Origin of the sequence: Bacillus sp. FSL L8-0099, from assembly GCF_038006385.1 — a bacterium.
Classification (GTDB): Bacteria; Bacillota; Bacilli; order Bacillales; family Bacillaceae_G; genus Bacillus_A; species Bacillus_A toyonensis.
The window spans coordinates 297966-322854 of record NZ_JBBOVC010000003.1 but is presented as its reverse complement, the minus strand read 5'-3'; the positions used below and the strand labels follow the sequence as shown (position 1 = coordinate 322854).

10 protein-coding genes and 4 pseudogenes are annotated in these 24889 nt (G+C 33.1%); 4 read left to right on the top strand and 10 right to left on the bottom strand.

All coding sequences use genetic code 11. The features are described 5' to 3' along the window. Window positions 1-524, bottom strand: a pseudogene (locus tag MHH42_RS30740) (cell wall-binding protein); the annotation flags it as partial. 451 nt (window positions 525-975) lie between these two features. On the opposite strand from MHH42_RS30740, the pseudogene MHH42_RS30735 reads away from it, so the two are divergent. Further along, a pseudogene (locus MHH42_RS30735) lies at window positions 976-1086 on the top strand (IS6 family transposase); the annotation flags it as partial. Window positions 1087-1186: 100 nt separating this feature from the next. Here the strand turns inward: MHH42_RS30735 and MHH42_RS30730 are convergent. After that, window positions 1187-3649 carry a PAS domain S-box protein gene (locus MHH42_RS30730; protein ID WP_097926912.1) on the bottom strand — a complete coding sequence of 821 codons (2463 nt, stop codon included), beginning with the start codon at window positions 3647-3649 and terminating at the stop codon, window positions 1187-1189. A 277-nt stretch (window positions 3650-3926) separates the two neighbouring features. On the opposite strand from MHH42_RS30730, the gene MHH42_RS30725 reads away from it, so the two are divergent. Then, window positions 3927-4613, top strand: coding sequence for an IS6 family transposase (locus MHH42_RS30725; RefSeq protein WP_097837946.1), 687 nt, complete (start codon window positions 3927-3929; stop codon window positions 4611-4613). Window positions 4614-5196: 583 nt separating this feature from the next. Here MHH42_RS30725 and nheC read toward each other — a convergent pair. From nheC to nheA, 3 genes are all read right to left on the bottom strand, one after another. Beyond that, window positions 5197-6285 carry a non-hemolytic enterotoxin subunit C gene (gene nheC, locus MHH42_RS30720; protein WP_001039030.1) on the bottom strand — a complete coding sequence of 363 codons (1089 nt, stop codon included), beginning with the start codon at window positions 6283-6285 and terminating at the stop codon, window positions 5197-5199. Window positions 6286-6557: 272 nt separating this feature from the next. Then, on the bottom strand, window positions 6558-7694 hold the full coding sequence (gene nheB / locus MHH42_RS30715; RefSeq protein WP_340895427.1) for a non-hemolytic enterotoxin subunit B: 1137 nt from the start codon (window positions 7692-7694) through the stop codon (window positions 6558-6560). A gap of 54 nt (window positions 7695-7748) precedes the next feature. Continuing rightward, a complete protein-coding gene (gene nheA, locus MHH42_RS30710) occupies window positions 7749-8909 on the bottom strand; it encodes a non-hemolytic enterotoxin subunit A (RefSeq protein WP_340895398.1) in 1161 nt (386 codons plus the stop codon). 647 nt (window positions 8910-9556) lie between these two features. Here nheA and MHH42_RS30705 point away from each other — a divergent pair. Then, window positions 9557-9795 (top strand): annotated as a pseudogene (locus MHH42_RS30705) (DDE-type integrase/transposase/recombinase); the annotation flags it as partial. A 220-nt stretch (window positions 9796-10015) separates the two neighbouring features. Here MHH42_RS30705 and MHH42_RS30700 read toward each other — a convergent pair. The 4 genes and pseudogenes from MHH42_RS30700 to MHH42_RS30685 form a co-directional block, all read right to left on the bottom strand. Next, a complete protein-coding gene (locus MHH42_RS30700; RefSeq protein WP_097838227.1) occupies window positions 10016-11074 on the bottom strand; it encodes a sensor histidine kinase in 1059 nt (352 codons plus the stop codon). Continuing rightward, window positions 11071-11784, bottom strand: a complete 714-nt coding sequence (locus MHH42_RS30695) for a response regulator transcription factor (protein ID WP_097854535.1) — start codon at window positions 11782-11784, stop codon at window positions 11071-11073. Before MHH42_RS30695 ends, MHH42_RS30700 begins: the two co-directional genes overlap by 4 nt. A gap of 349 nt (window positions 11785-12133) precedes the next feature. Further along, a pseudogene (locus MHH42_RS32520) lies at window positions 12134-12541 on the bottom strand (DDE-type integrase/transposase/recombinase); the annotation flags it as partial. Between the two features lie 236 nt (window positions 12542-12777). Further along, window positions 12778-13026 (bottom strand): CRISPR-associated protein Cas2, encoded by a 249-nt coding sequence (locus MHH42_RS30685; RefSeq protein ID WP_097854536.1) that lies wholly within the window; start codon window positions 13024-13026, stop codon window positions 12778-12780. Between the two features lie 1072 nt (window positions 13027-14098). Between MHH42_RS30685 and MHH42_RS30680 the strand changes: the two genes are divergently transcribed. Beyond that, window positions 14099-16534 (top strand): PAS domain S-box protein, encoded by a 2436-nt coding sequence (locus MHH42_RS30680; RefSeq protein ID WP_340895393.1) that lies wholly within the window; start codon window positions 14099-14101, stop codon window positions 16532-16534. A 178-nt stretch (window positions 16535-16712) separates the two neighbouring features. On the opposite strand, the gene MHH42_RS30675 is transcribed toward MHH42_RS30680, so the two are convergent. Next, window positions 16713-23735 (bottom strand): Cna B-type domain-containing protein, encoded by a 7023-nt coding sequence (locus MHH42_RS30675; protein WP_340895391.1) that lies wholly within the window; start codon window positions 23733-23735, stop codon window positions 16713-16715. Between the last annotated feature and the right edge of the window lie 1154 nt (window positions 23736-24889).

Here is a 24889-nt window from a genome sequence, read left to right as displayed (position 1 = left end):
GCATGTTGGCCTTGATTTATCACAACTCCGGTCTTTCCTTCGTCTAATTGTGCTTGTGTAATGTAAAGAAGATCGTGTTCTGAGACATTTGCTGCATTAGGGTTTAAATCTATAATTGCTCCTGCGTCAGTAATTTTAAGCTGCTGCCCAGATTTTAGTTGATGAGTTTCAATTCTTCCATTTGGATAGCGGACTTTAACTTGTTTAATAAAATTCAAATCACCTTTTGTATGATACATGGAAATATTAAATTCCCCAGATGTAAAACTAGGAGCCTGGTAAGTTTCGTTTTCCGCATATACATCAATGTGGGTGCCTGGGTCTCGATCCCCTGGGCTTATTCCAAGTGTTTCATAAGTGTTTGCTACAGCACCTAATACAGTAATACCTATATCTACTACTGCACCTATCCCGGCGCTAGCTTTATTTTCTCCAATAGGAGCTACAGAAAAAAGAATACCTAATGCTGCTGTCGCAGGGATTATCTTTTTTCCAATACCAGTTGTTTTAAATTTCTTTTTCATTTTGTTCTCCTCACTTTGTGAAACTTTTCACTTTAAAATTGATATGTAGAAGTCCATCTTACATTCAATATCTTTCAAAAGTCTTTCATAAATGTTACAAAAGTCTTTCATTGAGTTTGATTTGTAATAAGGAAGGTATTAAATATTAATGTAAGGAGATTAAAATACATGTTAAGAAAATATGTGTCAACAAGTGTTAAAATGATTATAGCTTGTTGAAAATAGAAGACATGTACATATTGCTTGAATATAGGAGAAGCAATATATAATGTTGCTTGAGCTGTATTTTTAATCAATTAGAAGAAATTCTTGAATGTTCTTATGAGGATCAATTGCATAGAGTAAGTGATTTGCAACCTCTTATTTCAGTTTTCGTATTATAAAATACAGGGAACTGGTACAAAAACACGAGAAACGGCCCTAATAATTACGAATGATATGCAAGCATTAAATAAAAGGAATTGAAACGATTCATGCTCTATATACAAAAAGGCGAAGTCTTCAAATAAACTCCGCCTTTTTGGTGTATCATGAATTACAGCAATTACTGGTAGATGCATAATATTCCCTTATCCATGCATGGCTTTGTTTATCTTCTTGAGAAACTTTGCAAAAGAGCCTATATGATTATACTAAATACACTTCATGGTGATAGGGTGTACTTAATAAGATGAGTAAGAGCTTTCATTTTCGAAAGTAGATATAGGAAGATTTATATGAACTGTCGTTTCTTTGCCTACTTCACTTTCAATAAGTATCTTTCCTTGGTGTTTTTCAATAATTTTATAACAGATCATTAATCCTAAACCAACACCATCTTCTTTGATACTATAAAATGGTTCCCCTAGATAAGGTAAACGTTCTTTTTCAATTCCGCACCCGTAATCAGTGAATCGAATGTTTGCCTGGTTTTTATCGGGTATATATTCGATTTGAATGAAAACTTCTCCTCCCATTGGTGATGCTTCAATCGCATTTTTTAAAATATTTATAAACGCTTGCTTTAATTGATTTCCTTCACAAAGGACGAATGAAGTATCAGATGTAAACTCGGTTGTAATTTGTATGTTGTTCATCATCGCTTGAGGCTGAAGTATCATTACAATTTGCCTCATTAATACATTCAGGTCATTTGTTTTAATTTCTAATGCTTGGGGCTTTGCTAACACCATAAATTCATTCGTAATACTATCTATTCGCTCTATCTCTGATAAAACGATATCAATATAATACTCAGTGCTCTTATTTTCTGTTGATTTTAGTAATTGCATGAATCCTTTCATTGCTGTTAAAGGATTTCTAATTTCATGAGCGATTGCAGTTGATAATTGACCTACTACAGCAAGTTTCTCTGATTTTCGTAATAATTCTTCTGTCTTTAATCGTTCAGTGATATCTCGAGAGATACTTAAGAAAACTTTTTTGCCATTCAGGCTGAAAATACGGATGCTAAATTCTATTGTTTTTGTTTCTCCTGTTGGAAAAGTATATTCATCTTGCAAAGTAAAAAAAGACTGTCCTTCTTTAATTTTTGCTAATATTTTTTTGATCATTGGAGAATCTTGAGAAACAATATTGAGAAATGGTATGGCGAGGAGCTCTTCTCTACTATATCCAAATCTTTTACAGCCAACAGGATTTACTTCAATGAATTGAGTTGGAACTTGATCCTCATTTAGCTCCACTACATATACTGCATCAGTTGCCTGTTCGATGAGTGCACGGTATTTCATCTCACTGTCTTTTAATTGTTGATGTAATTTCTGCAGTTCTCTTTCTGCTCGCTTTCTTTCAGAAATATCTCTACAAATTGCCGATAAAGCAATTACACGTCCCCTTAAATCTAAAATGGGTGAAACTGTCAAGCTAACATCAATTAAAGTTTTATCTTTTCTTTGTCTAACTGTTTCTAACCTATTAATAAAAGGTTCTTTTATATTGGTATTTTTAATGTTTTTTATACTTTCTAAAGTTTGATTCATTAAAAAACCAGGTACGCAAGGTAATTTTTTCCCAAAAGATTCTTTTTCTGACCAACCAAATATTTTCTCATACGCTCTATTCGCTTGTATCATATGTCCGTCTAAATCAAATATAGTGATAGCATCTACGTTATGATTAATAAATGATTCCAGTCGTTCTTTCGTTACCTTTAGCTCATTTTCCGCATTTTTTCTCTTCGTTATATCCACAGTAGAACCAACCACCTCAATCACTTTTCCCTCTCTTTTAACAGGCCTAAGAGAGACAAGTACAATAGTCTCTTCATTTGGCCATGGTATTTCAAAAGTGACTTCTTCACCACTCCATGCCTGTTGATAGTATTTTAGCAGTCGAGGAACTAAATGAAATGGAATAATGGAAGAATCTATACTAGGTAAACTTTTACCCACCACTTGTTCAGAGTAAAAACCATGTTGATAAAATAATTGTCCATCACACATAGTATGAATAAAATACCCATTTACCTTTTTAAATTTAAAAATACCTCCTTGCAGTTCATGTACGGTATCCTTTAATTCTCGCTTTGATTCTAATAACGTTTCATTCGCTTTAGCTAAATTTTCTGTTAAGCTATATAATTTTTGATAGGATTCCATAAGAAAAATACCAATCAGGAGTCCGCAAGATATAAATAATGTACCTTGGATGTAAAGAAGTATAAGCGGTATAGAAGGAAAAAAGAATCCAAATACCCAATGAATTATAGCTAGATAAACAGCTAGATAAAGAAAAGCGCTTTTAAAGGGATGAATATTTTTTAGATATGTTTTAAATATAGTATATATAGCAGCTATTCCTATAGCAGCTATCAAAGCTGGACCCCAATCACCACCAAGGTAGAAAATACGTATAAATAAAATAAACATTAACGTAATCCAGCCGGCTGTACGACCAAAATAAATAAATGAAATGATAAGAGGAACGACTCGCAGGTCATAAAACAATCCCATGTGCTCAAAATTAAAGAACATCAAAATAGCAGCTATGATACCTGCATATATACCTCCAAATAACGGGATTGATTTAGAATTCATTTTTATTACAAACACTTGGATAAAAATGAATAAACTTACTAGAAAAGCAAAAATAGATAGATTAGTGAAAAATCCTGCAAACATTATACACTCCCCCCTTCTATTGAACATATTCGACAAAAAGGAATGAATTCCTACAAATTACACCACCATTAGACTGATTATTCATAATGGTAAGATATATCGAAGGGAGGATAAGAGAAATAGGTGGAACCTAGATTTACGTTTAATGTAATTTAAAAAAGGAGGCGAGGGATTATTATTAATAAATACAGATATACCAGATAATACGCTCTCATAGGTTCTGTTGCAAAGTTTTCTAAATGAGACTACACTCTAGAAAAAAGAGTAAGGAGAATCACAAATGCGATATTTTAAAGGGAAACAGTTCAAGAAACATATTATTTTAGTAGCCGTCGGCTACTATTGTCGTTTTTCTTTAAGCTATCGTGATGTCTCTGAAATTTTAAAAGAACGTGGTATTTCTGTTCATCCTACAACGATTATGCGCTGGATTCATGAGTATGGGACTTTGATCTATCAGATTTGGAAAAAGAAAAATAAGCATGCGCAACGATCTTGGAAATTGGATGAGACCTATATTAAAGTCAAAGGAGAATGGTGTTACCTTTATCGTGCGATTGATAAAGAGGGGTACACTTTGGATATTCAACTTCGTAAAAAGCGAAATCATCAGGCAGCATATGCCTTTATGAAAAGGATAGTAAAAGTGTTTGGAGAGCCAACGGTTCTCACTACAGATAAAGCACCGGCGTTACTTTGCGCGTTCAATAAATTGAAAGAACAAGGCTTTTATAAGCATACAATACATTGTACACTCAAACATTTGAATAATCTCATCGAACAGGATCATAGACATATAAAGCGACGGCTAGCTAAATCCCCAGGATTTCAAAGTCTTTGCCATGCTTCACGTACCTTGAAAGGAATCGGAACAATTCATGCTATATATAAACGAAAACGAAGTTTGCGACCAAACTTCGTTTTTTCAACGTACAATGAATTACAACGATTACTTGCTATTGTATAAAATTTAATTGTACATAACTTACCTTTTTGTCTGTTAAAAAACTTTGCAACAGAACCTTTTCTTTTATTAGAAGGTTAAACAATTTATATTTCTATCATTCCTCTATTATTTCATATTTATCTGAAATAATATTTTTATTCCGCCCTCTTTGTGATTTAATACCATTTTTTATATTACATTCAATATTTCATCTAGTCACCCTCAAAAAAAGACCCTCAGATTCGTATGTATCAGATTTTAAGAAACAAACTAATACAAATACATGTAAAATATCTTAAAGTTCTAATTCGAGTTGTTGAGGCGCTTAAAAGAAATCTACTGTTTTAGCCGGTTTTGTTAAGCAATTTCTATATACTATATGCTAATCTCTCAATTTTTTATCTTGGATCTCTTCTAAGCCCTTTTTGTATCCCTTTTCCTTTGCTACATGATTCATTATAAATAATGTCTCCTACATTCCAAGAACCTGAAACAACTAAACTATCTTTTCTATATAACGTATATTTTGTTATTTTACACGTATTCAGTAGCAATCCGGTGCCATTTGTATAATTCGTTCTTCTGGTGGGCCTACTTTTATAATCTATTCTCCTTGTACAATCTTAGCACCTTCATATAATTTATCCGTATAATTTTTAAGGTCTTGCCAATTATCCTTCGCTGTATCCAGATCTGCTCTTATAATCTCATCAAACAGGTCTAGATTAATATCGTTAACACTGTCAATTAATGATTTATATTTTTTCCCCACTGTCCCCCACTGAGTCTTTATATCCTCAAGAGCAGTAACAGCTGTACCAACTGTTGCAGCCATATGTTCCGTTTTATTTTTGGCATCAGTCAAAATAACTACTTCTGCCTCTGCTCCAGAAATTCTGGACTTTAATTGTTCTATTTCTTGTTGTGCAGATGCGATATTCTTGTCAGTAGTAACAATCAATGGTATACCAATCGGAGGCATAAATACAGATAAAGCTATATAGCCACCACGTTTATCATAGTTTTCTTTAATTGTATTATTATAATTCTCAATTCTTTGTTGTAGAAGCGGAATACCAGCGTTCGTACTTTCTAGAATATTCTCCAATTGATTGAAATCTTCTTTGAAATTTCTTGTATTTTCTGCTATTTCACCTTGAAAATTTTTCAATTTTTCTAACAGTACATCTAATTTTTGACTATTGTACAAAATACTATTGTACAAATTTTCTAGTTCATATTTTAATTTCTCTGTATCTTTTTGCTCTATAGCAGTTAGTAAAAGCTTATAACTTGCTTGAAACGTATCATTATAACTTACAATATTCTGATGCGTGTACATAATACGAGTTTTAAAATACATGAACCAAAAGTCGGCATTCTCTATTGCATCCCGTTGATGCTTAATCATGTTTGCTTGTAAATCACCGTTTATAGAACTTATTTTACTTAAATCTGTCATCTGTTGATTACTGATTGTATTGGCATATGAATCCATTGTAAGGATATTTGCTACCATTTTTCCCATTACTTCTTTAAATTCACCAGGACCAAGGGAATAGTTCTTCAAACTTTCTTGCTGTTGGGACACAGTTTGTTCTGCTGCCAAAGTATGAAGTGGAATTACATTACTCGCTGCCATTCCCGTAATGATTGTTGACAAAATAATTTTCTTATATAAATTCTTATTCATCTTTTTCACCTACTTTTTCACATGTATCACATATTTTATTAAATTCATAAGCTTCTATTCTTTACTTCAAATGAATTACGATTATTTTAAATAAAACAACATATTAAAATAGAGATTCTCGTACTTTCTTATTCTATAATCTTTATTAAGTTTCATAACTATATAGGAAGTCTCCTGCTCATACTTGAACAGGAGACTCACATTATATGTTCTTCAAAAAGGAAACTCAGTATATTATATTTTCATTACTTCGGCAATTTCTTGAAGTAATATTATTTTTTATCTTCTACGAATGAAATCTCACTACTTTGAATATTTTCAGCATACTTTCTAATATCCGCCCAATGATCCTTCGCTGTATCCAGATCTGCTGTTATATCCATAGCAAGGAATTCTGGGTCAACAGCTTTAGCACTCTTAATCAATGAGTCATATTTTGTTCCCATTCCATCCCACGCAGTCTTTATATTTTCAAGAGAAACAATAGCTTTATCAATTGTATCTGTTAAATTTTTAATATCACTTTGCACTATCGTTAACCTAGCTGACTGTAGTTGCGCCATTGAAATATTTTGTGTTAGCGTTATAATTTCTTCTTGTGCCTTGATTATCTGCTGCTGCGATGAAACTACTCCGTATATCCCGCCTCCTAATATAGGTGCACCAATGGGCGCAAAAGGTGTAAGAACTAAATATGCACCAGCAGCAGTTGCAACCGACGATGCAATATAAATTTTGTTATTCTCATCGATTAATGCTTTATTTGTTTCGATTTGTTTCTGAAACAGTGGAATTCCAGCTTCTTGACCAGTTAAAACATTTACAATTTCTTCAGCATTCCCTTTTAAATTTTGTGTATCTTTTTCTAATTTGCCGCGAAAGTTTTTTAAATCCTCCACTAATTTGGTCACTTGATCTTTATTCTGTGAAATTTCAGCATTCAACTTTGTAAGCAAAGCTGTTAGTTTGACTGGATCATTTTTATATTGTAATAAATAACGAGAATAATTTTGGAATTTTGTATCATAACTGATAATATTTTGATTCGTCGTAACTATCCCTGATTTCAAATTATTTAACCAGTATGTTGCATTTTCTCTAGTAAGATTTTGGTTGGCTTTAATGGCTGTTTTTAAATTATCGCCAACTGAAGGTAAACCATCCAAATTAATATCTGCTTGTTTAAGAATAGTTAAAGCATACAGGTCCATTACCAACATATTGGATTTAGTGTCCTTCATCGCATTATCAAGCCCTGTTGGTCCAAGGTAATAACTAGGGTATTTAAAGTCTTGATTTGCATAAATAGGTGCAGGTGCCTCTGCCGAGGCATATGATGGCATAATGCCACCCGCTACGATTGTTGCAATTAATGTAGATAAAGCCATTACTTTATAAGGTTTTTTCATCACATTTTTCTCTCCTTACATTACTAAGAATTATTGTTCTGAATTCTACAAATCTCATCCTGTTACTTTTATTTTTGTAACACTCTCTTGATATTCCGTTGCTTGTTTTTTCAATTCATCCGTAAACTGTTTAAGCTCTTTTAATCGTGCTTGTAATGAATTTGAATCTATTTTTGCATCAGTATTAAGACTTGTCCCCGTTTCAATCATTATGATATTAAAGGTGTCCCAACTACTTACTAGATTGTCAAAACTCTGAGTTTGCTTTTTAACTGTTCTTGTAAAATTATTTAATTGCTGCTCAATAAGTGTCATTTGAGTTGCTTGCACTTCAATATTGGATAAATTTTGTACCAATTGAATTAATTTCTGTTGCTTCTGTGCAATAGCTTTATTCAGTTCTGTTACTTTATCATTTGTGAGTTGTCCATATTGGTTATAAACCGCTTCCAAATTAGACACGTCTACAGTTTTATCCTTAACTCCGTCTTTCAAAATATTAATAACCGACTTTGTAATATTTAAAGAACCGTCTAGATTTTCTTTTGGTAGAGCTAGAAGTTTTTCAAAATCTTCTTGAATGCCTGCATTAAGTTGTCCCATTTCCGTTCTTAATTTTTCAATGTCTCCGTCGGAACCCTTATAAGATTCAAACGCTTTGCTAACTTTACTAGAAAATTTATTACTATCTTCAACCAATTCGTTTTTAGAATCGTTTAAGTCTTCTGAAGTTATTTTCATATTATACTGAATTTTTTGCACGTCACCTTGAAGTAAGTTAAAAATACGTACAAATAATGCTCTTGCTTCCGAATCTTCATTGATCTTTCCAGATAGTTCAACTAATTTATTGTAGTAATTTGCAAATCTTATTCCGAAACTCTGTATCTCTTGATTTACAACGGATAATTTGTGGTTATTTACATCCAGGCAGTCTCGAACATGGTTTCTTACAGTGCCTTGATCAGTTGTTATTCCATATATAGTACTTACATCAAGATCTGGTTGCTGTAATATGATTAGCCCATATCCTTGAATTAATGGCGTCTGTGATCCTAAGTTCGTAATCGAATTTGATAACCTATCCATAGCGGGTCCAAGTATACTACTTGGTTGTAAATAAGTTGTATTACTTTCTGCAAAAGTATTTACAGGTGAGAAGCAACTTGTAGATACTGCTGTAACTAATAACCCTGCGACTAACGCTTTTTTCATGGTGATCCCTCCCATTTATTGGTGTCTTTTGATAAAATAATTGGACTAAATTTTAATTAATTTGAAATCTAACATTGTAACTATTAATCTGTATAGATTATTTTAAAGATGAGTTTTTAGGAATATAAATATAGATTGTAAACATTTGTACATAATGCCCTACTATAAACTTATTTCCTAAGTCATTACATAAAAGGCATATACGAAGATAATCTTGATTTTATATGTCTTAAAATGTAACTAACATCTTGTGCCCTTATTAAAACATCAAATTTTCATTGCGTATATAGTAAAATTTTGTTGATTTTTGTATAATTTTGTCCTTTTTTGTTTTTTTATCTTAATTATTTAATATGTGTACAAATTAAAATACTATACTTCTAAAATTGCTATGCAACTACACTTCCATAATTAAAATAATTATAATTTAATAATACTGATAAAAAGGTACTTAATTTAATTTAACTAGGTGAATTTTCATTTCCAAAAATTATTTTAGTATAATTTTTCAATACTATTCACTTATTTCTTCCTCTATATGGATATGTAAAATTGCATATCCATATAGAGGAAAGTTAACTATTATATATAATAGTCAGAAGTGGTATTTTTCCAAATAACCATTATGTACTACGGCTACATCAATATTAAGTTTCCATAACTTGTTGAAAACGTTAGAATAACGGAATTTATCCATTACTTCTATAACAATTATGCGTTGGATTCATCAGCCTTGGACAAAAGAATCCGACATGATCTAAAACAACCAAATGCCCCCTATAGAGTCGATGAAACATATATCAAATTCAAAAAGCAATGGATGCACCTGTATTTTGTTGCTGATTCAGAAGAAAATACAATTGATTTTTATCTTAGTAAATCAAGATATAAATAACCAACCAAATGATCTGTATCTCAAAGATGAATTGATGTGCAGATTATTTGTATGAGCAAGCTTTAGAAAAAAGAATCCCAAAAGAAATAAGGGATTCTTTTTTCTTTTGGGATTCAAATTTTTTCGCTTATGCAAATAAAAAACTCAGAAAATTCGAATGTTTTTCATTTTTAGATACATTGATTGCTGACAAAAAAGTCTTTTAATCGAATTATTTCTTTTCTAGTGTAACAGGAAGAGTAAACCAAAATTCACATCCTTGTTTTCCATCTGGACGACTCCGAACACCAATTTCTCCTTGATGCATTTCCACTAGTGATTTTGCAATAGCAAGTCCAAGTCCTGATCCTCCAGATTGTGAACTTCTTGATGGGTCTGTTCTGAAAAAGCGTTCAAATATACGTAATTGTTCAATATAGGAAATCCCTTCCCCTTCATCACGCAAAGTGAATATAACTTGCTGTTTTTGTTTATTTTCCTCTACAATTAACTCGATTTTGCCACATATAGAAGAATGACGAATCGCATTATGTAGCAAATTATTGATAACTCGTGCTATTTTACATGGCATAATCCAAAGTTTTGGCAATGTATCCGAAACATGTAATTGCAAATCAATTTCTTTGTCTTTCAATATGATAGCATGTGAATCTATTACTTTTAATAGAATACTATCTACATGTATTAAATTTGGATGAAATGCTTCTTGTCCAAGTTCTAACTTAGACAGTTCAAATAAATCATTAATTAATCCATTTAATCGTTGTATTTCGCTTAGAATTGTCGTTAGATACTGCTTTTTCATATCAGCATCTGCAATTAAACCATCCTGTAACGCTTCTATCATCAATTGTATGCTAGCAAGAGGAGTTCGTAAGTCATGGGAAATATTCGCAATCAGCTCAGTGCGTTCTTTTTCTCCTTTTTCTAACTTAGTAAAGCTTTCTTCTAATTTTTTTGCCATTTCTTGAAAAGCTGTGGCTAATTCTTTAAACTCTTCCGGTTCTTTTCCAATTATGTACATCGTTTCAAAATGTCTATCACTAAACTCTTTGGTTAATGCAATTAAATTTTGGATCGATTTCATAATAGGACGTGTCATTAACCAGTAAATAATTGTTGAAATAATTAGTGCTACAATCACGATTACTATAAATAACCTTGTCTGTTCTGGTCTAAGTAGCATTTTTCTTTCGCTATACCAGATAGAGATTAACATAATACCCGTACTTAATAAATTCATGAGCAACAATTGATAACGTAACTTCATACTTCATTTCCTCCATCTGGTTCAAAGCTATATCCTATGCCCCAAACTGTATGAATCCAACGATTCTTTGTTGTATGTTTTTCTAATTTCTCACGTAGGCGACTTACTAAAACTGTTACTGTATTTATACATCCGTCATAATCGAAACCCCAAATTTTTTCAAGAAGTTGAGATCTTGAAAATACTTGTCTTGGATGCTTTGCCATAGTATGAAGTACCTCAAATTCTTTCACTGTTAACTCAATTTCGTGCCCACAAACAAATACCTTTCTTTTAGTTGGGTGAATCTCTAAATCTAGGAATCTTATTATTTCTGATACTGTTTCTTGTACTTGTATTGTTGCTTGATGACCTCTCCGTAATACAATTTGTACCCTTAATACTAATTCACGAGGCGAAAACGGCTTTGTTACATAATCATCTGCACCTATTGTTAATCCCAAAATTCGATCTCTTTCTTCTTCCCTAGCAGTCAAAATAATAATAGGAACATTGGAGTGTTGACGAATTTCCTCGCATAGTTCCCATCCATCTTTTTTCGGCATCATCAAATCTAAAATAATGAGATCTGGCTGATATTGCTGAAATAAATTCCAACCTTCTTCTCCGTTTACAGCTGTGTATACTTCATACCCTTCTCTTTCTAAGTACCGTTTGCATATTTCTCGAATATTATCTTCATCTTCTATTATTGCAATTCTTTTTCTCATTCTTAAAATCTCCTCGGTTCTCTTATTGATAACGAAAAAATATTTTTCTTATTTACTCTTAAAGAATACATAAGTTATTCATATAAACGTAACAGAATATTATTGCCAATTAAGAATAAAACACATTGAACGTACATTCAATAGAAATCATAATTATATAAGCCAGATGGTCACTTTAACACAAAAATACTGGGACCTTTAATCTCTAGAAGATTAAAGGTCCCAGTATAAACATGCTATGTTCTTGGAAAATTATACATATCTTAAGGGGATCAAGCTTATGCAGTAATACCAAATAATTACTTGATTCTTTCTAATTTTGAACAGACTAATTCCTTAAAATACTTCACTGTTTTTTCACAAGATGCATCACTTCTATTCTATAAATAATGAACTTTAATGTGTAAACAGATTTTAATCCTAACATAGAAGGAACTCGCTTTTTAATAAATCAATGGGTTTATTCTACTATGTTGTTCAAGTATTTGAATTGCTTGATTTGGATGCCTGCTGTCATCTAGTTCTCTTTTTTCAAATCTTCTATTACTACTATTAGATAAACTGGATTCTTATAGACTGCTATAATACGAGACTTAAAAATATGGAAAATACCACAAAGTTTTCTTGAAGAATCGCCTTGCAGTCCTGCTGTCACTTGTTCTACTGAGATAAAAATCAATCGTATTTTCTTCGTAATCCACGGCATAATACAGATATATCCATTGGCCTTTTCTTTGATATACGTTTCATCGGTTCTTTAGAAATCCTTTGTCTGCTCTAGATTTTAACTACACTACATATGGAAACCTGATGTTAGGATCTCCTTACGTAGAATTAAGTTAGATGATGGGAACTAATGGTCATTTCTTACGTTCTCATTAAATACCCAGTTATCAATATTCCAAATTGATTAGTTAACTGATTCCAATGTATAAACACAGTTAACTCCGTAGAAACCATCTTCATTCTAAATTAAAGATATTCTTTTAAAAATTAAGTTTTGCAAAGAATATTTTTCCAAGCTGAAATACCAGTAAGCTCGGCTACAAACATGCGATCATTAGAATGCAAGTGTTTCTTTAAAATATTCATAATGTTAATACATGAATTAGTGGTTGCAACAATCCAAGTAAACTCTGTGATTTTTTCCCATGTTTCATAATTTTTGATAGCTTTAATAAGATCTTCATGATCTCGTTCTGGTTTACTTAAAACGTAAGTAATAATTTTTACATTACTCATAATTGCACTTCCTTATATCAAATATATTCTACAAAAATACCTAATCCGCTGTGGCAGGAATTGTTTTCTTTCCTATCCCATTTGTTTTAAATATTTTTTTATTTTTGTTGTGCTTTCTTAGTACGTTTTTTTGCTTTTGAATAATTTAAAATCAATGTTCTAAAGTTCATGTTACTTTAAACATCTTTCATATCTCTTTCATAAATGTTACAAAAGTATTTCATTGATTTTTAATAAAGCAATTATAAAATATTAAAGTGGGGAGATTAAGTCATTTTCGCAACAGAACCCAGAAATCTATATGAAAATAGACCACTTTGATTAGTAGTTAGTTAATTGTCGAATTTATCAGAATTTTGTATTTTTTTGTTGTTTTATCTTGTTTTTAATGTTAAACTTGTACTTACAAAGAAAGAGATTAAAGAGGACCCTTAGTTGAATTAATTTTCTGATTTTTCAGTCTTTAATGTTTTTTCCACTCCGTTTAATTGGCATGTTTGTGCATTGCTTCCCTACTCTTTCTTTGTTGTACCCTTCTAGAAGAAAACAATTTGTTCCTATCCAAATTGTTTTCTTTTTTTAATAGCTGCTTTATTATTTTTATATTAACAAAGAAAATATTTTAAATTACGCACTATTTAAAATACTAATCGACTGTTTGAAGTGGGAGTTAAGTATAGGAACCTATTGGTTTCTTATTCATTAAGCTATTCTTGTAGTTCCTACAGTTAAAAGACGACTGCAACCAATGATTTTAGTAATTTATATTTCTTATCGCTTATTTAAATAAATACGAAACTTATATTCTTTATTTACTAACATGGGATTGTGCCCCTCTTTCTTGCATGATACTTTCAATATATAAGTCTACCAGCATTCATTTTCTATCTAAAATTGACATTTCATACATTCCAATATTTTAGTGTGGGATTTTCTGTTGGAAAAAGATAAAAAGGAGCTAAATTTTCATTACTACTCATTTCCCTGTTCTAAATAACAAGTCTAATCATCGCACAATTACTATAAAAAAATTCACAATATTTCCAACACACTTAACGAGGGGGAATATCATATGCTCTTCACAGGATTCTTCATTAATCTATCTATTTTTGCTTTCTTAGTTAGTTCAGCTATTTTTATCCAAGTATTTATAAGGAAAATGGATCCCAAATCACTAAAGTTATTTGGAGGCATATTTGCAGGTATCATAGCTGCTATTTTGATGATTTTTAATTTTGAGCACATGGGATTGTTTTATGACCTTCGAGCGGTTCCCCTTATCATTTCGTTTATTTATTTTGGTCGTACAGCCGGCTGGATTACATTAATGTTTATTTTATTTATGCGTATCTTTTACCTTGATGGCGATTGGATACCCGCCTTGATAGCTGCATTAGGAATAGCTACTATATATACCTTATTTCAAACATATCTCAAAAATATCCATGCTTTTAAAAGTATCTTTCTTTATCTAGCTGTTTATATAGCTATAATCCATTTGGTATTTGGATTCTTTTATCCGTCTATACCACTTATACTTCTTGACATTCAAGGTACGTTATTTATATCTTGTGGACTCTTGATTGGTATTTTTCTTATGGAATCCTATCAAAAATTATATTCTTTAACACAAGAATTAGCTAAAGCAAATGAAACATTACTAGAATCAAGGCAAGAGTTAAAAGAAACTGTACATGAACTGCAAGGAGGTATCTTTAAATTTAAAAAAGTGAATGGGAATATAGTTCATACTTTGTGTGATGGACAATTATTTTATCAACAAGGGTTTCACTCTGAACAAGTTGTTGGGAAGAGTTTAATGGCTTTAGATCCCGCCATTGTTCCATTTCATTTAGTTCCTCAACTACTAAAACATTATCACAGGGCATGGGATGGTGAAGATGTTACTTTCGAAGTACCATGGCCAAATGATAAGGGGGGTGTCCTTTTCTCTCTAAGGCCTGTTAAAAGAGAGGGAAAAGTGATTGAAGTAGTTGGTTCTACTGTTGATATAACGCAGAGAATAAATGCGGAAAATGAGTTGAAAGTAACGAAAGAGCGATTAGAATCATTTGTTAATCATAACGTAGATGCTATTACTATATTTGATTTAGATGGACATATATTGCAAGCGAATAAAGCTTATGAGAGGATATTTGGTTGGTCAGAAGAAGAATCCATAGGAAAAAAATTACCTTGCGTACCTGAATTTTTAATAGACCAAACTTTGGAATATATAAACCACATTAAAAATACCAATACGAAAGACCCGATTATCACCTGTTTAGAAACTGTTAGACAAAAAAAAGATAAAACTCTTATTGATGTAAGCCTAACGATTTCACCTATTCTAGATTTTAGGGGTAATGTAATTGCTTTATCAGGGATTTTTAGGGACATTTCTGAAAGGAAACAAGCAGAAAGAGCACTGCGTAAATTACACCAGCAATTAAGTGACAGTGAAATGAAATATCGTGCACTCATCGAACAAGCAACTGATGCAGTATATGTAGTGGAGCTAAATGAGGATCAACTTCCAACTCGCTTTATCGAAGTAAATCCTGTTGCGTGTAAAAGATTTGGATATAGTAGAGAAGAGCTTCTTTCGATGTCATTTCCTAGTAACGTTCCACCAGATTCTCCAATGGTAGGAAAAATAATTGAAAAAATTAGAGAAGGGCAAACTACCTTCACATTACAAGATGAATTTACTTTTCCTAAAGGAAAGACCATGACAATTGAATTCTCTGTTCGTGTGTTTAACTTGAATGACAAAAAAGTTTTCTTGAGTATCTCTCGAGATATCACCGAACGGCTAAAAACAGAGGAATTATTACGAAAATCGGAGAAACTTGCTGTAGTAGGTCAATTATCCACTGCAATTGCTCATGAAATTAAAAATCCTTTAACAGCGATGAAAGGTTTTATGCAGTTATTAAAATCAATGGGAAATAAGGGCACTGAGCAATACATTGATATAGTATTATCAGAGATTGAACGTATAGATAGTATTACTAACGAATTTATGACATTAGCAAAACCTGAAGCATTAGAAATTAAAACTAATGACCTGAATGTATTAATGAAGCAAGTTGTAATGTTACTTGAACCTCAAGCGACAATGAATTGCATACAAATTAAAACTCAGTTTACATCTGATACTTCATTCATACTTTGTGAATGTAATCAATTAAAGCAAGCTTTTATAAATATCTTAAAAAATGCAATTGAGGCAACTTCAATGGGAGGGGAAATCTTGATTCAAATCGAATATGCACCTGATCAAAATCAAGTAAACATTCGATTTACTGATTATGGGTGTGGAATTGAACAGAAACGTATACCTTACCTAGGAGAACCATTCTATAGTCTCAAAGAAAATGGTATTGGTTTAGGATTAATGATCTGTTATAAAATTATTGAGAAGCACCAAGGAAAGATATTTATTGAAAGTGAAGTAGGAAAAGGAACAACAGTCAATATAGATCTACCTATATCTACTCTCTGAGGGTGGATTAAATGAAAGTAAACACAATTGATTATAAAAACTTAAGAAATCTAAAATTAAGACCCACACATTTTGATTAAACTTTTTTCAAAATGTGTGGGTCTCCTCTATTTATAAAATCAATATTTACAGCAATACTTTGATCAAGCTATCATTCAAACCAACATAACAAGTCTTTTTATCTCATTCGTTGACGAACAAATACGAATCCACCTAAAGCCAATAACAACATTCCAGCAATATATGAAATCATATCCATTGATGTTCCACCTGTTTTAGGAAGCCATACTGATGTCTTAGAATTTTCTTGAGTAGGTGGATTTTTTGAATCTATATTTGGATCTTTTGGATTCGTACTTGGATCTTTTGGATCTGTACTTGGATTTTTTGGATCCGTACTTGGATCTTTTATATTCGTGATGTCATAACCATGTACCTCTGATTTATATCCATTCACTGGTTGTTCTTTCACTTCATACTTATATGCATTTCCTTCGGCATCATATGCCGCTAAGTCTGTAAACGCATATTTCCATTCATCTGCTGCGCTCACTTCTTTTGTCGCGATCACTTTGCCATTTTGTAGTAGATCTACCTTGATCATTGTCGGACGGTCTTTCGCATTGTCATCCTTCCATGTCTTCGTTCCTTCTACTTTTGTTTCGCCTACTTTTGTATTTGTAATGTCATAACCTTTTACCTCTGATTTATATCCATCCACTGGTTGTTCTTTCACTTCATACTTGTATACATTTCCTTCGGCATCATGTGCCGCTAAATCTGTAAACGCATATTTCCATTCATCTGCTGCGCTCACTTCTTTTGTTGCGATCACTTTGCCATTTTGTAGTAGATCAATCTTGATCATTTCCGGACGGTTTTTTACATCTCCATCCTTCCATGTCTTCGTTCCTTCTACTTTTGTTTCGCCTACTTTTGTATTCGTAATGTCATAACCTTTTACCTCTGATTTATATCCATCTACTGGCTGTTCTTTTACTTCATACTTGTATGCATTTCCTTCGGCATCATATGCAGCTAAATCTGTAAACACGTACTTCCATTCACTTGCTTTACTTACCTCTTGTGTTGCAATTACTTTGCCATTTTGTAGTAAGTCTACTTTGATTATTTCCGGACGATCTTTCGCATTTCCGTCTTTCCATGTCTTCGTTCCTTCTACCTTTGTTTGGCCTACTTTTGTATTTGTGATGTCAGTACCACTTACTTTTGATTCATATCCTGGTACTGCTTGTTCTTTTATTTCATACTTGTATGCTTTACCTTCTGCATCGTATGCTTTGAGGTTTTCAAATGTGTACTTCCATTCTGTTGCCGCTGTTACTTCTTTTGTATCTACTACTTTACCGTTTTGTAGTAAGTCTACTTGGATCATTGCAGGACGATCTTTCGCATTTCCGTCTTTCCATGTCTTCGTTCCTTCTACTTTTGTTTGACCTACTTTTGTATTTGTGATGTCAGTACCACTTACTTTTGATTCATATCCTGGTACTGCTTGCTCTTTCACTTCATACTTGTATGCTTTACCTTCTGTATCATACGCTGCTAAATCTTTGAATTCGTATTTCCAGCCTGTTACTTTGCTTACTTCTTGCGTCGAAATCACTGTACCATTTTGTAAAAGGTCTACTGTAATCATTTCCGGACGATCTTTCGCGTTATCGTCTTTCCATGTCTTCGTTCCTTCTACCTTTGTTTGGCCTACTTTTGTATTTGTGATGTCGTAACCATTTACTTTTGGTTCATATCCAGCTATTGGCTGTTCTTTTACTTCATACTTGTACGCTACTCCATTCGCATCGTATGCTTGTAGCTTTTCAAACGTATACTTCCATTCTGTTGCCGCTGTTACTTCTTTTGTATCTACTACTTTACCGTTTTGTAGTAAGTCTACTTTGATCGAGCTTGGACGATTTGTTACGTTATCGTCTTTCCATGTTTTCGTTCCTTCTACTTTTGTTTCGCCTACTTTTGTATTTGTGATGTCATAACCGTGTACGTCAGATTGGTATCCCGCTACTGGCTGTTCCTTCACTTCATACTTGTATGCTACTCCATTTGCGTCATATGCTTCTACATCCGCAAATGCATATTTCCAGTTTGTTGCCGCTGTTGCTTCTTTTGTATCTACTACTTTACCGTTTTGTAGTAAGTCTACTTTAATCGAGCTTGGACGATCTGTTGCGTTGTTATCGTTCCACGTTTTTGTTCCTTCTACTGTTAATTTCGCTACTTTTGTATTCGTAATGTCATAACCATGAACCTCTGATTTATATCCATCCACCGGTTGTTCTTTTACTTCATACTTGTATGCATTTCCTTCGGCATCATATGCCGCTAAGTCTGTAAACGCATATTTCCATTCGCCCGCTGCGCTCACTTCTTTTGTATCAATTACTTTGCCATTTTGTAGTAGGTCTGCTTTGATCGTTGTCGGACGGCTTGTCGCATTTCCATCTTTCCACGTTTTCGTTCCTTCTACTGTTGTTTGCGCTACTTTTGTATTTGTAATGTCATAACCATGAACCTCTGATTTATATCCATCTACTGGTTGTTCTTTTACTTCATACTTATATGCATTTCCTTCGGCATCATATGCCGCTAAATCTGTAAACGCATATTTCCATTCGCCCGCTGCGCTCACTTCTTTTGTATCAATTACTTTGCCATTTTGTAGTAGGTCTACTTTGATTGTTGTCGGACGGTTTGTCGCATTTCCATCTTTCCACGTCTTCGTTCCTTCTACTGTTGTTTGCGCTACTTTTGTATTTGTAATGTCATAACCATGAACCTCTGATTTATATCCATCTACTGGTTGTTCTTTTACTTCATACTTATATGCATTTCCTTCGGCATCATATGCCGCTAAATCTGTAAACGCATATTTCCATTCGCCCGCTGCGCTCACTTCTTTTGTATCAATTACTTTGCCATTTTGTAGTAGGTCTACTTTGATCGTCGTCGGACGGTTTGTCGCATTTCCATCTTTCCACGTCTTCGTTCCTTCTACCGTTGTTTGGCCTACTTTTGTATTCGTAATATCATAACCGCTTACCTCTGATTTGTATCCCGCTACTAGGTGTTCTTTCACTTCATATTGGTAAGCTATTCCATTCGCATCGTATGCTTCTAAATCTGCAAATATATATTTCCAACCTATTACTGCTAGTACGTCTTGTGTTTTAATCACATTTCCATTTTGTAGTAAGTCTACTTTGATCATTGTGGGACGATTTGTTGCGTTTCCGTCCTTCCACGTCTTCGTTCCTTCTACTGTTGTTTGCGCTACTTTTGTATTCGTAATGTCATAACCATGAACCTCTGATTTATATCCATCCACCGGTTGTTCTTTTACTTCATACTTATATGCATTTCCTTCGGCATCATATGCCGCTAAATCTGTAAACGCATATTTCCATTCGCCCGCTGCGCTCACTTCTTTTGTATCAATCATTTTGCCATTTTGTAGTAAGTCCACTTTGATCATTTCTGGACGATTTGTTGCGTTTCCGTCCTTCCACATCTTCGTTCCTTCTACTGTTGTTTGCGCTACTTTTGTATTTGTAATGTCATAACCATGAACCTCTGATTTATATCCATCTACTGGTTGTTCTTTTACTTCATACTTGTACGCATTTCCTTCGGCATCATATGCCGCTAAGTCTGTAAACGCATATTTCCATTCGCCCGCTGCGCTCACTTCTTTTGTATCAATCATTTTGCCATTTTGTAGTAAGTCCACTTTGATCATTTCTGGACGATTTGTTGCGTTTCCGTCCTTCCACGTCTTCGTTCCTTCTACTGTTGTTTGCGCTACTTTTGTATTCGTAATGTCATAACCATGAACCTCTGATTTATATCCATCTACTGGTTGTTCTTTTACTTCATACTTGTACGCATTTCCTTCGGCATCATATGCCGCTAAGTCTGTAAACGCATATTTCCATTCGCCCGCTGCGCTCACTTCTTTTGTATCAATCACTTTGCTATTTTGTAGTAAGTCCACTTTGATCATTTCTGGACGATTTGTTGCGTTTCCGTCCTTCCACGTCTTCGTTCCTTCTACTGTTGTTTGCGCTACTTTTGTATTTGTAATGTCATAGCCTTTTACTTCTGATTTATATCCATTTACTGGTTGTTCTTTCACTTCATACTTGTACGCATTTCCTTCGGCATCATATGCCGCTAAGTCTGTAAACGCATATTTCCATTCGCTCGCTGCGCTCACTTCTTTTGTATCAATTACTTTACCATTTTGTAGTAAGTCCACTTTGATCATTTCTGGACGATTTGTTGCGTTTCCGTCTTTCCATGTCTTTGTTCCTTCTACCGTTGTTTGGCCTACTTTTGTATTCGTAATATCATAACCGCTTATCTCTGATTTGTATCCCGCTACTAGGTGTTCTTTCACTTCATATTGATAAGCTACTCCATTCGCATCGTATGCTTCTAAATCTGCAAATATATATTTCCAACCTATTACTGCTAGTACGTCTTGTGTTTTGATCACATTTCCATTTTGTAGTAAGTCTACTTTGATCATTGTCGGACGATCTGTTGCATTTCCGTCTTTCCACTTCTTTGTTCCTTCTACTGTCATTTTCGCTACTTTTGTATTTGTAATGTTGTAGCCATTTACTTCTGTTTTGTATCCCGCTACCGGTTTTTCTTTCACTGTATACGTATAAGCAACACCATTTGCATCATATTGCGCTAGGTCTACAAATGTATAATTCCAACCGTTCGCTGCTGTTACTTCTTGTGTTTGGATTACATTTCCGTTTTGCAGTAAATCTACTTGGATTGAGCTCGGACGATCTGTTGCATTGTTGTCATTCCATGTTTTCGTTCCTGAAACAGATGTTTTTGCATCTTTTGTATTGGTAATGTCATAACCGTTTACTTCTGTTTTATATCCATCCACCGGTTGTTCTTTTACTTCATACTTATACGCATTTCCTTCGGCATCATATGCTGCTAAGTCTTTGAATCCATATTTCCAGCCTGTTGCTTCACTTACTTCTTGCGTCGCAACTACTTGACCATTTTGTAGTAAGTCTACTTTGATTGTTGTCGGACGATTTGTTGCGTTTCCGTCCTTCCACGTTTTTATTCCTTCTACCGTTGTTTGACCTACTTTTGTATTTATAATGTCATAACCGTTTATTTCTGATTTGTATCCCGCTACTGGTCGTTCTTTTACTGTATACGTATAGGCACTACCATTCACATCATATGATTCTATATTTGTAAATGAATATTTCCAATCATTTGCCGCTGTTACTTCTTTTGTTTGGATTACATTTCCGTTTTGTAGTAAATCTACTTGGATTGAGCTTGGACGATCTGTTGCATTTCCGTCTTTCCACTTCTTCGTTCCTGCTACTGTCATTTTCGCTACTTTTGTATTTGTGATGTTGTAGCCATTTACTTCTGATTTGTATCCCACTACCGGTTGTTCTTTTACTGTATACGTATAAGCAACACCATTCATATCGTATTGTGCTAAGTCTGCAAATGTATACTTCCAACTATTTGCTGCTGTTACTTCTTTTGTTTGGATTACGTTCCCATTTTGCAATAAATCTACTTGGATTGAGCTTGGACGATCTGTTGCATTGTTGTCATTCCATGTTTTCGTTCCTGAAACAGATGTCTTTGCATCTTTTGTATTCGTAATGTTATAGCCATTTACTTCCGATTTGTATCCCGCTACTGGTTTCTCTTTTATTGTATAAGTAAAAGCATTACCATCATTATCATATGCAGGTAAATCTGCAAACGTATAGTTCCAGCTATTCACTGCTGTTACTTCTTGTGTTTTGATTGAATTTCCATTTTGCAGTAACTCTACTTGAATTGAGCTTGGACGATCTGTTGCATTGTTGTCATTCCATGTTTTCGTTCCTGAAACAGATGTCATTTTCACTTTATTTGGAATCATAAGCTTTACACCTTTTTGAGCATTCGCATCAACTGTAAAGTTTACTTTTGCTTTAGAATCAAAATCCAAATAGTCTGGAGCTGAAACTTCTTGCACATAATAGTTCCCTGGATCTAAATTAGGAACCTCGACCATACCTTGTCCATCCGTTATATACGTACTACCAATTTGCTGACCTGACTCCGTATACAAGTTAAATGAAACATTTGGTATAAATTTTGTCTCATCACCGGCAATATGCTTCACAATTCTTAACGTTCCCTTAGGAGGTAAATCGCCTTGCGCACCGCCGCCCTGATCTATATTTTTAACACTAACACTATCTGATTTAGATACTTGCTCTTCACCTGTAACCTTGTAGTCTACGGTATAATTATTATAAAATGCTGCTAATTTCTTTCCACTATCAGTTATATTTGCTTTATATTCAAAAACAAAAGTAAGACCATTGGCTTTATCTTTATTGATAACAGCCTTAAATCCATTATCACCAATAAATGTAACCGTTCCATAACCTTGCGCTTGGAATTCTTGTGGTGTCATTGGAGCTGCAAATCCTCCAATACGGAGACTATCTTGATTAAGCGTTTGCCCTTCTTGTAAAGTATCAACCAAAACAATATCACTATCTACATTTTGTTTTGACGTATTTACATTTAAAACCCATTGTATTTCATCAGTGTTTTCTGGTTTAATATCACCTGTTTTGTACGAAAACGGTGAAGATCCACCACTACCACCATCAGTCGGGCCAATAATCGTTACCGTTTTCTTTTCTAATTGTGTACCTAAATTCGTTTCAGTTGTTACCGTTTGTCCATGTGCAACATTAATTGCTTTGACTTGGAAATAAAAATTCCCTCTAATATTTTGAAGTTTCTCAACTGTATCACTAAATGTACATACGACATTATTTGTCTTTATTTGACAAGTACCAAAATTAGCACCTACATCATTATTTAATGGAATCGTTCCACTATATCCCTTCAATTCCGAAGGTAACGTTAATGTTAGTGTATCTCCAGCTTTCATTTGATTCCCAGATTTATCACTAAACTGTACTGCTATTCTTGTTGTTTCTGCGGAATCAAGCGTCGTTTTATCGATTGTAAAACTATCAACAAATCCTGTTGTATTTAACTCCTGTGCACTTGCTATTATGGATGTAAAACTCTGACCTATAGTAAATATAAAAAGCATTAGAATCGAAAAAATCGCAGTTACTCTCTTGATCATGTCATTCTCCTATCAGTTATAATTAGATGGCTCTAATATGAATATGCAATGACAATGACTTTATAGGCTGATGGTATTCCATTTCTTTTAATCGTTATACACATAAAGCTTGAAAACAAATTTCTATAAATAATTCTCTTGTACTCTACTAAACTTCATTTTTAAAATGTAACATTAATTTCACTAAGTTTAATATTTACAAGTTAAACAATTTTTGATATAATTGTAACTGGCGAAGTTACGTTTTTCATCATTCCTATAAAATCCCGAGATTTTATATCATATCTACCGTCTTATTTTGAGCATACATTTCTGATTAATAATGTTTTTATTTCAACGTTATTAGTTTATTGATATTACTTTTTATTGTTTTTATATTCATAATATCAATATATTCAGTTTTTTGATATCGTTTTTAAATGATTTATAACATTATTCACCAGAATCTTTTTCCCCCTCCTATAGGCATTCTTTCATGCTCCCATCCGTAATATAGGGCTTTTTAAATGCCAAAGATAGTTTTTGTAGTTTTTGTAATTGATTTTGTAATTAAAGAAACCAAACGTAAATTAATACCCCCCTCGAGATAAGATCCTTATTTTATACTCCCTCCTATATACACCAAAATATTGTCCTTAAATAATTGTTCTAAACCACTACCTAATTCTTGATTCATTTAGTAAAAATATAAATCACAAATAATTTTGTTTATTCAAATGTCACTTGGAAATCATTTCTCAGATTTTTAATTAGATAGTCTTATAATTTTCAAAAAGATTACCAAAAACGTTTATCAATTTTGGTCTACTTATGCATTTAGAATCTTAATTAAAATCTGCATGAATAATAAACTCCATGGCTAAATCTCGTTATACCGAATCTTCAATGAAATTCTCAGTTTGTTGACTAGATTCATAATTATTTGTATGAACTCAAATTTTTCATTGCTAGATTGAAAAAACCGTCTCAATTCTCTCTACAAATATTTGTAATAAGTATGTTATACATTAAGATGTCATACAAACAACAGAATACTTATTCTCTACTTTTACCGAATAATTACATTCCATTCACCCCGCTATCTATTCATAATGTTCAATATTATATATAAAATAAAACAAAGAAAGAGTAGTAAACATGAATATTATTCATTC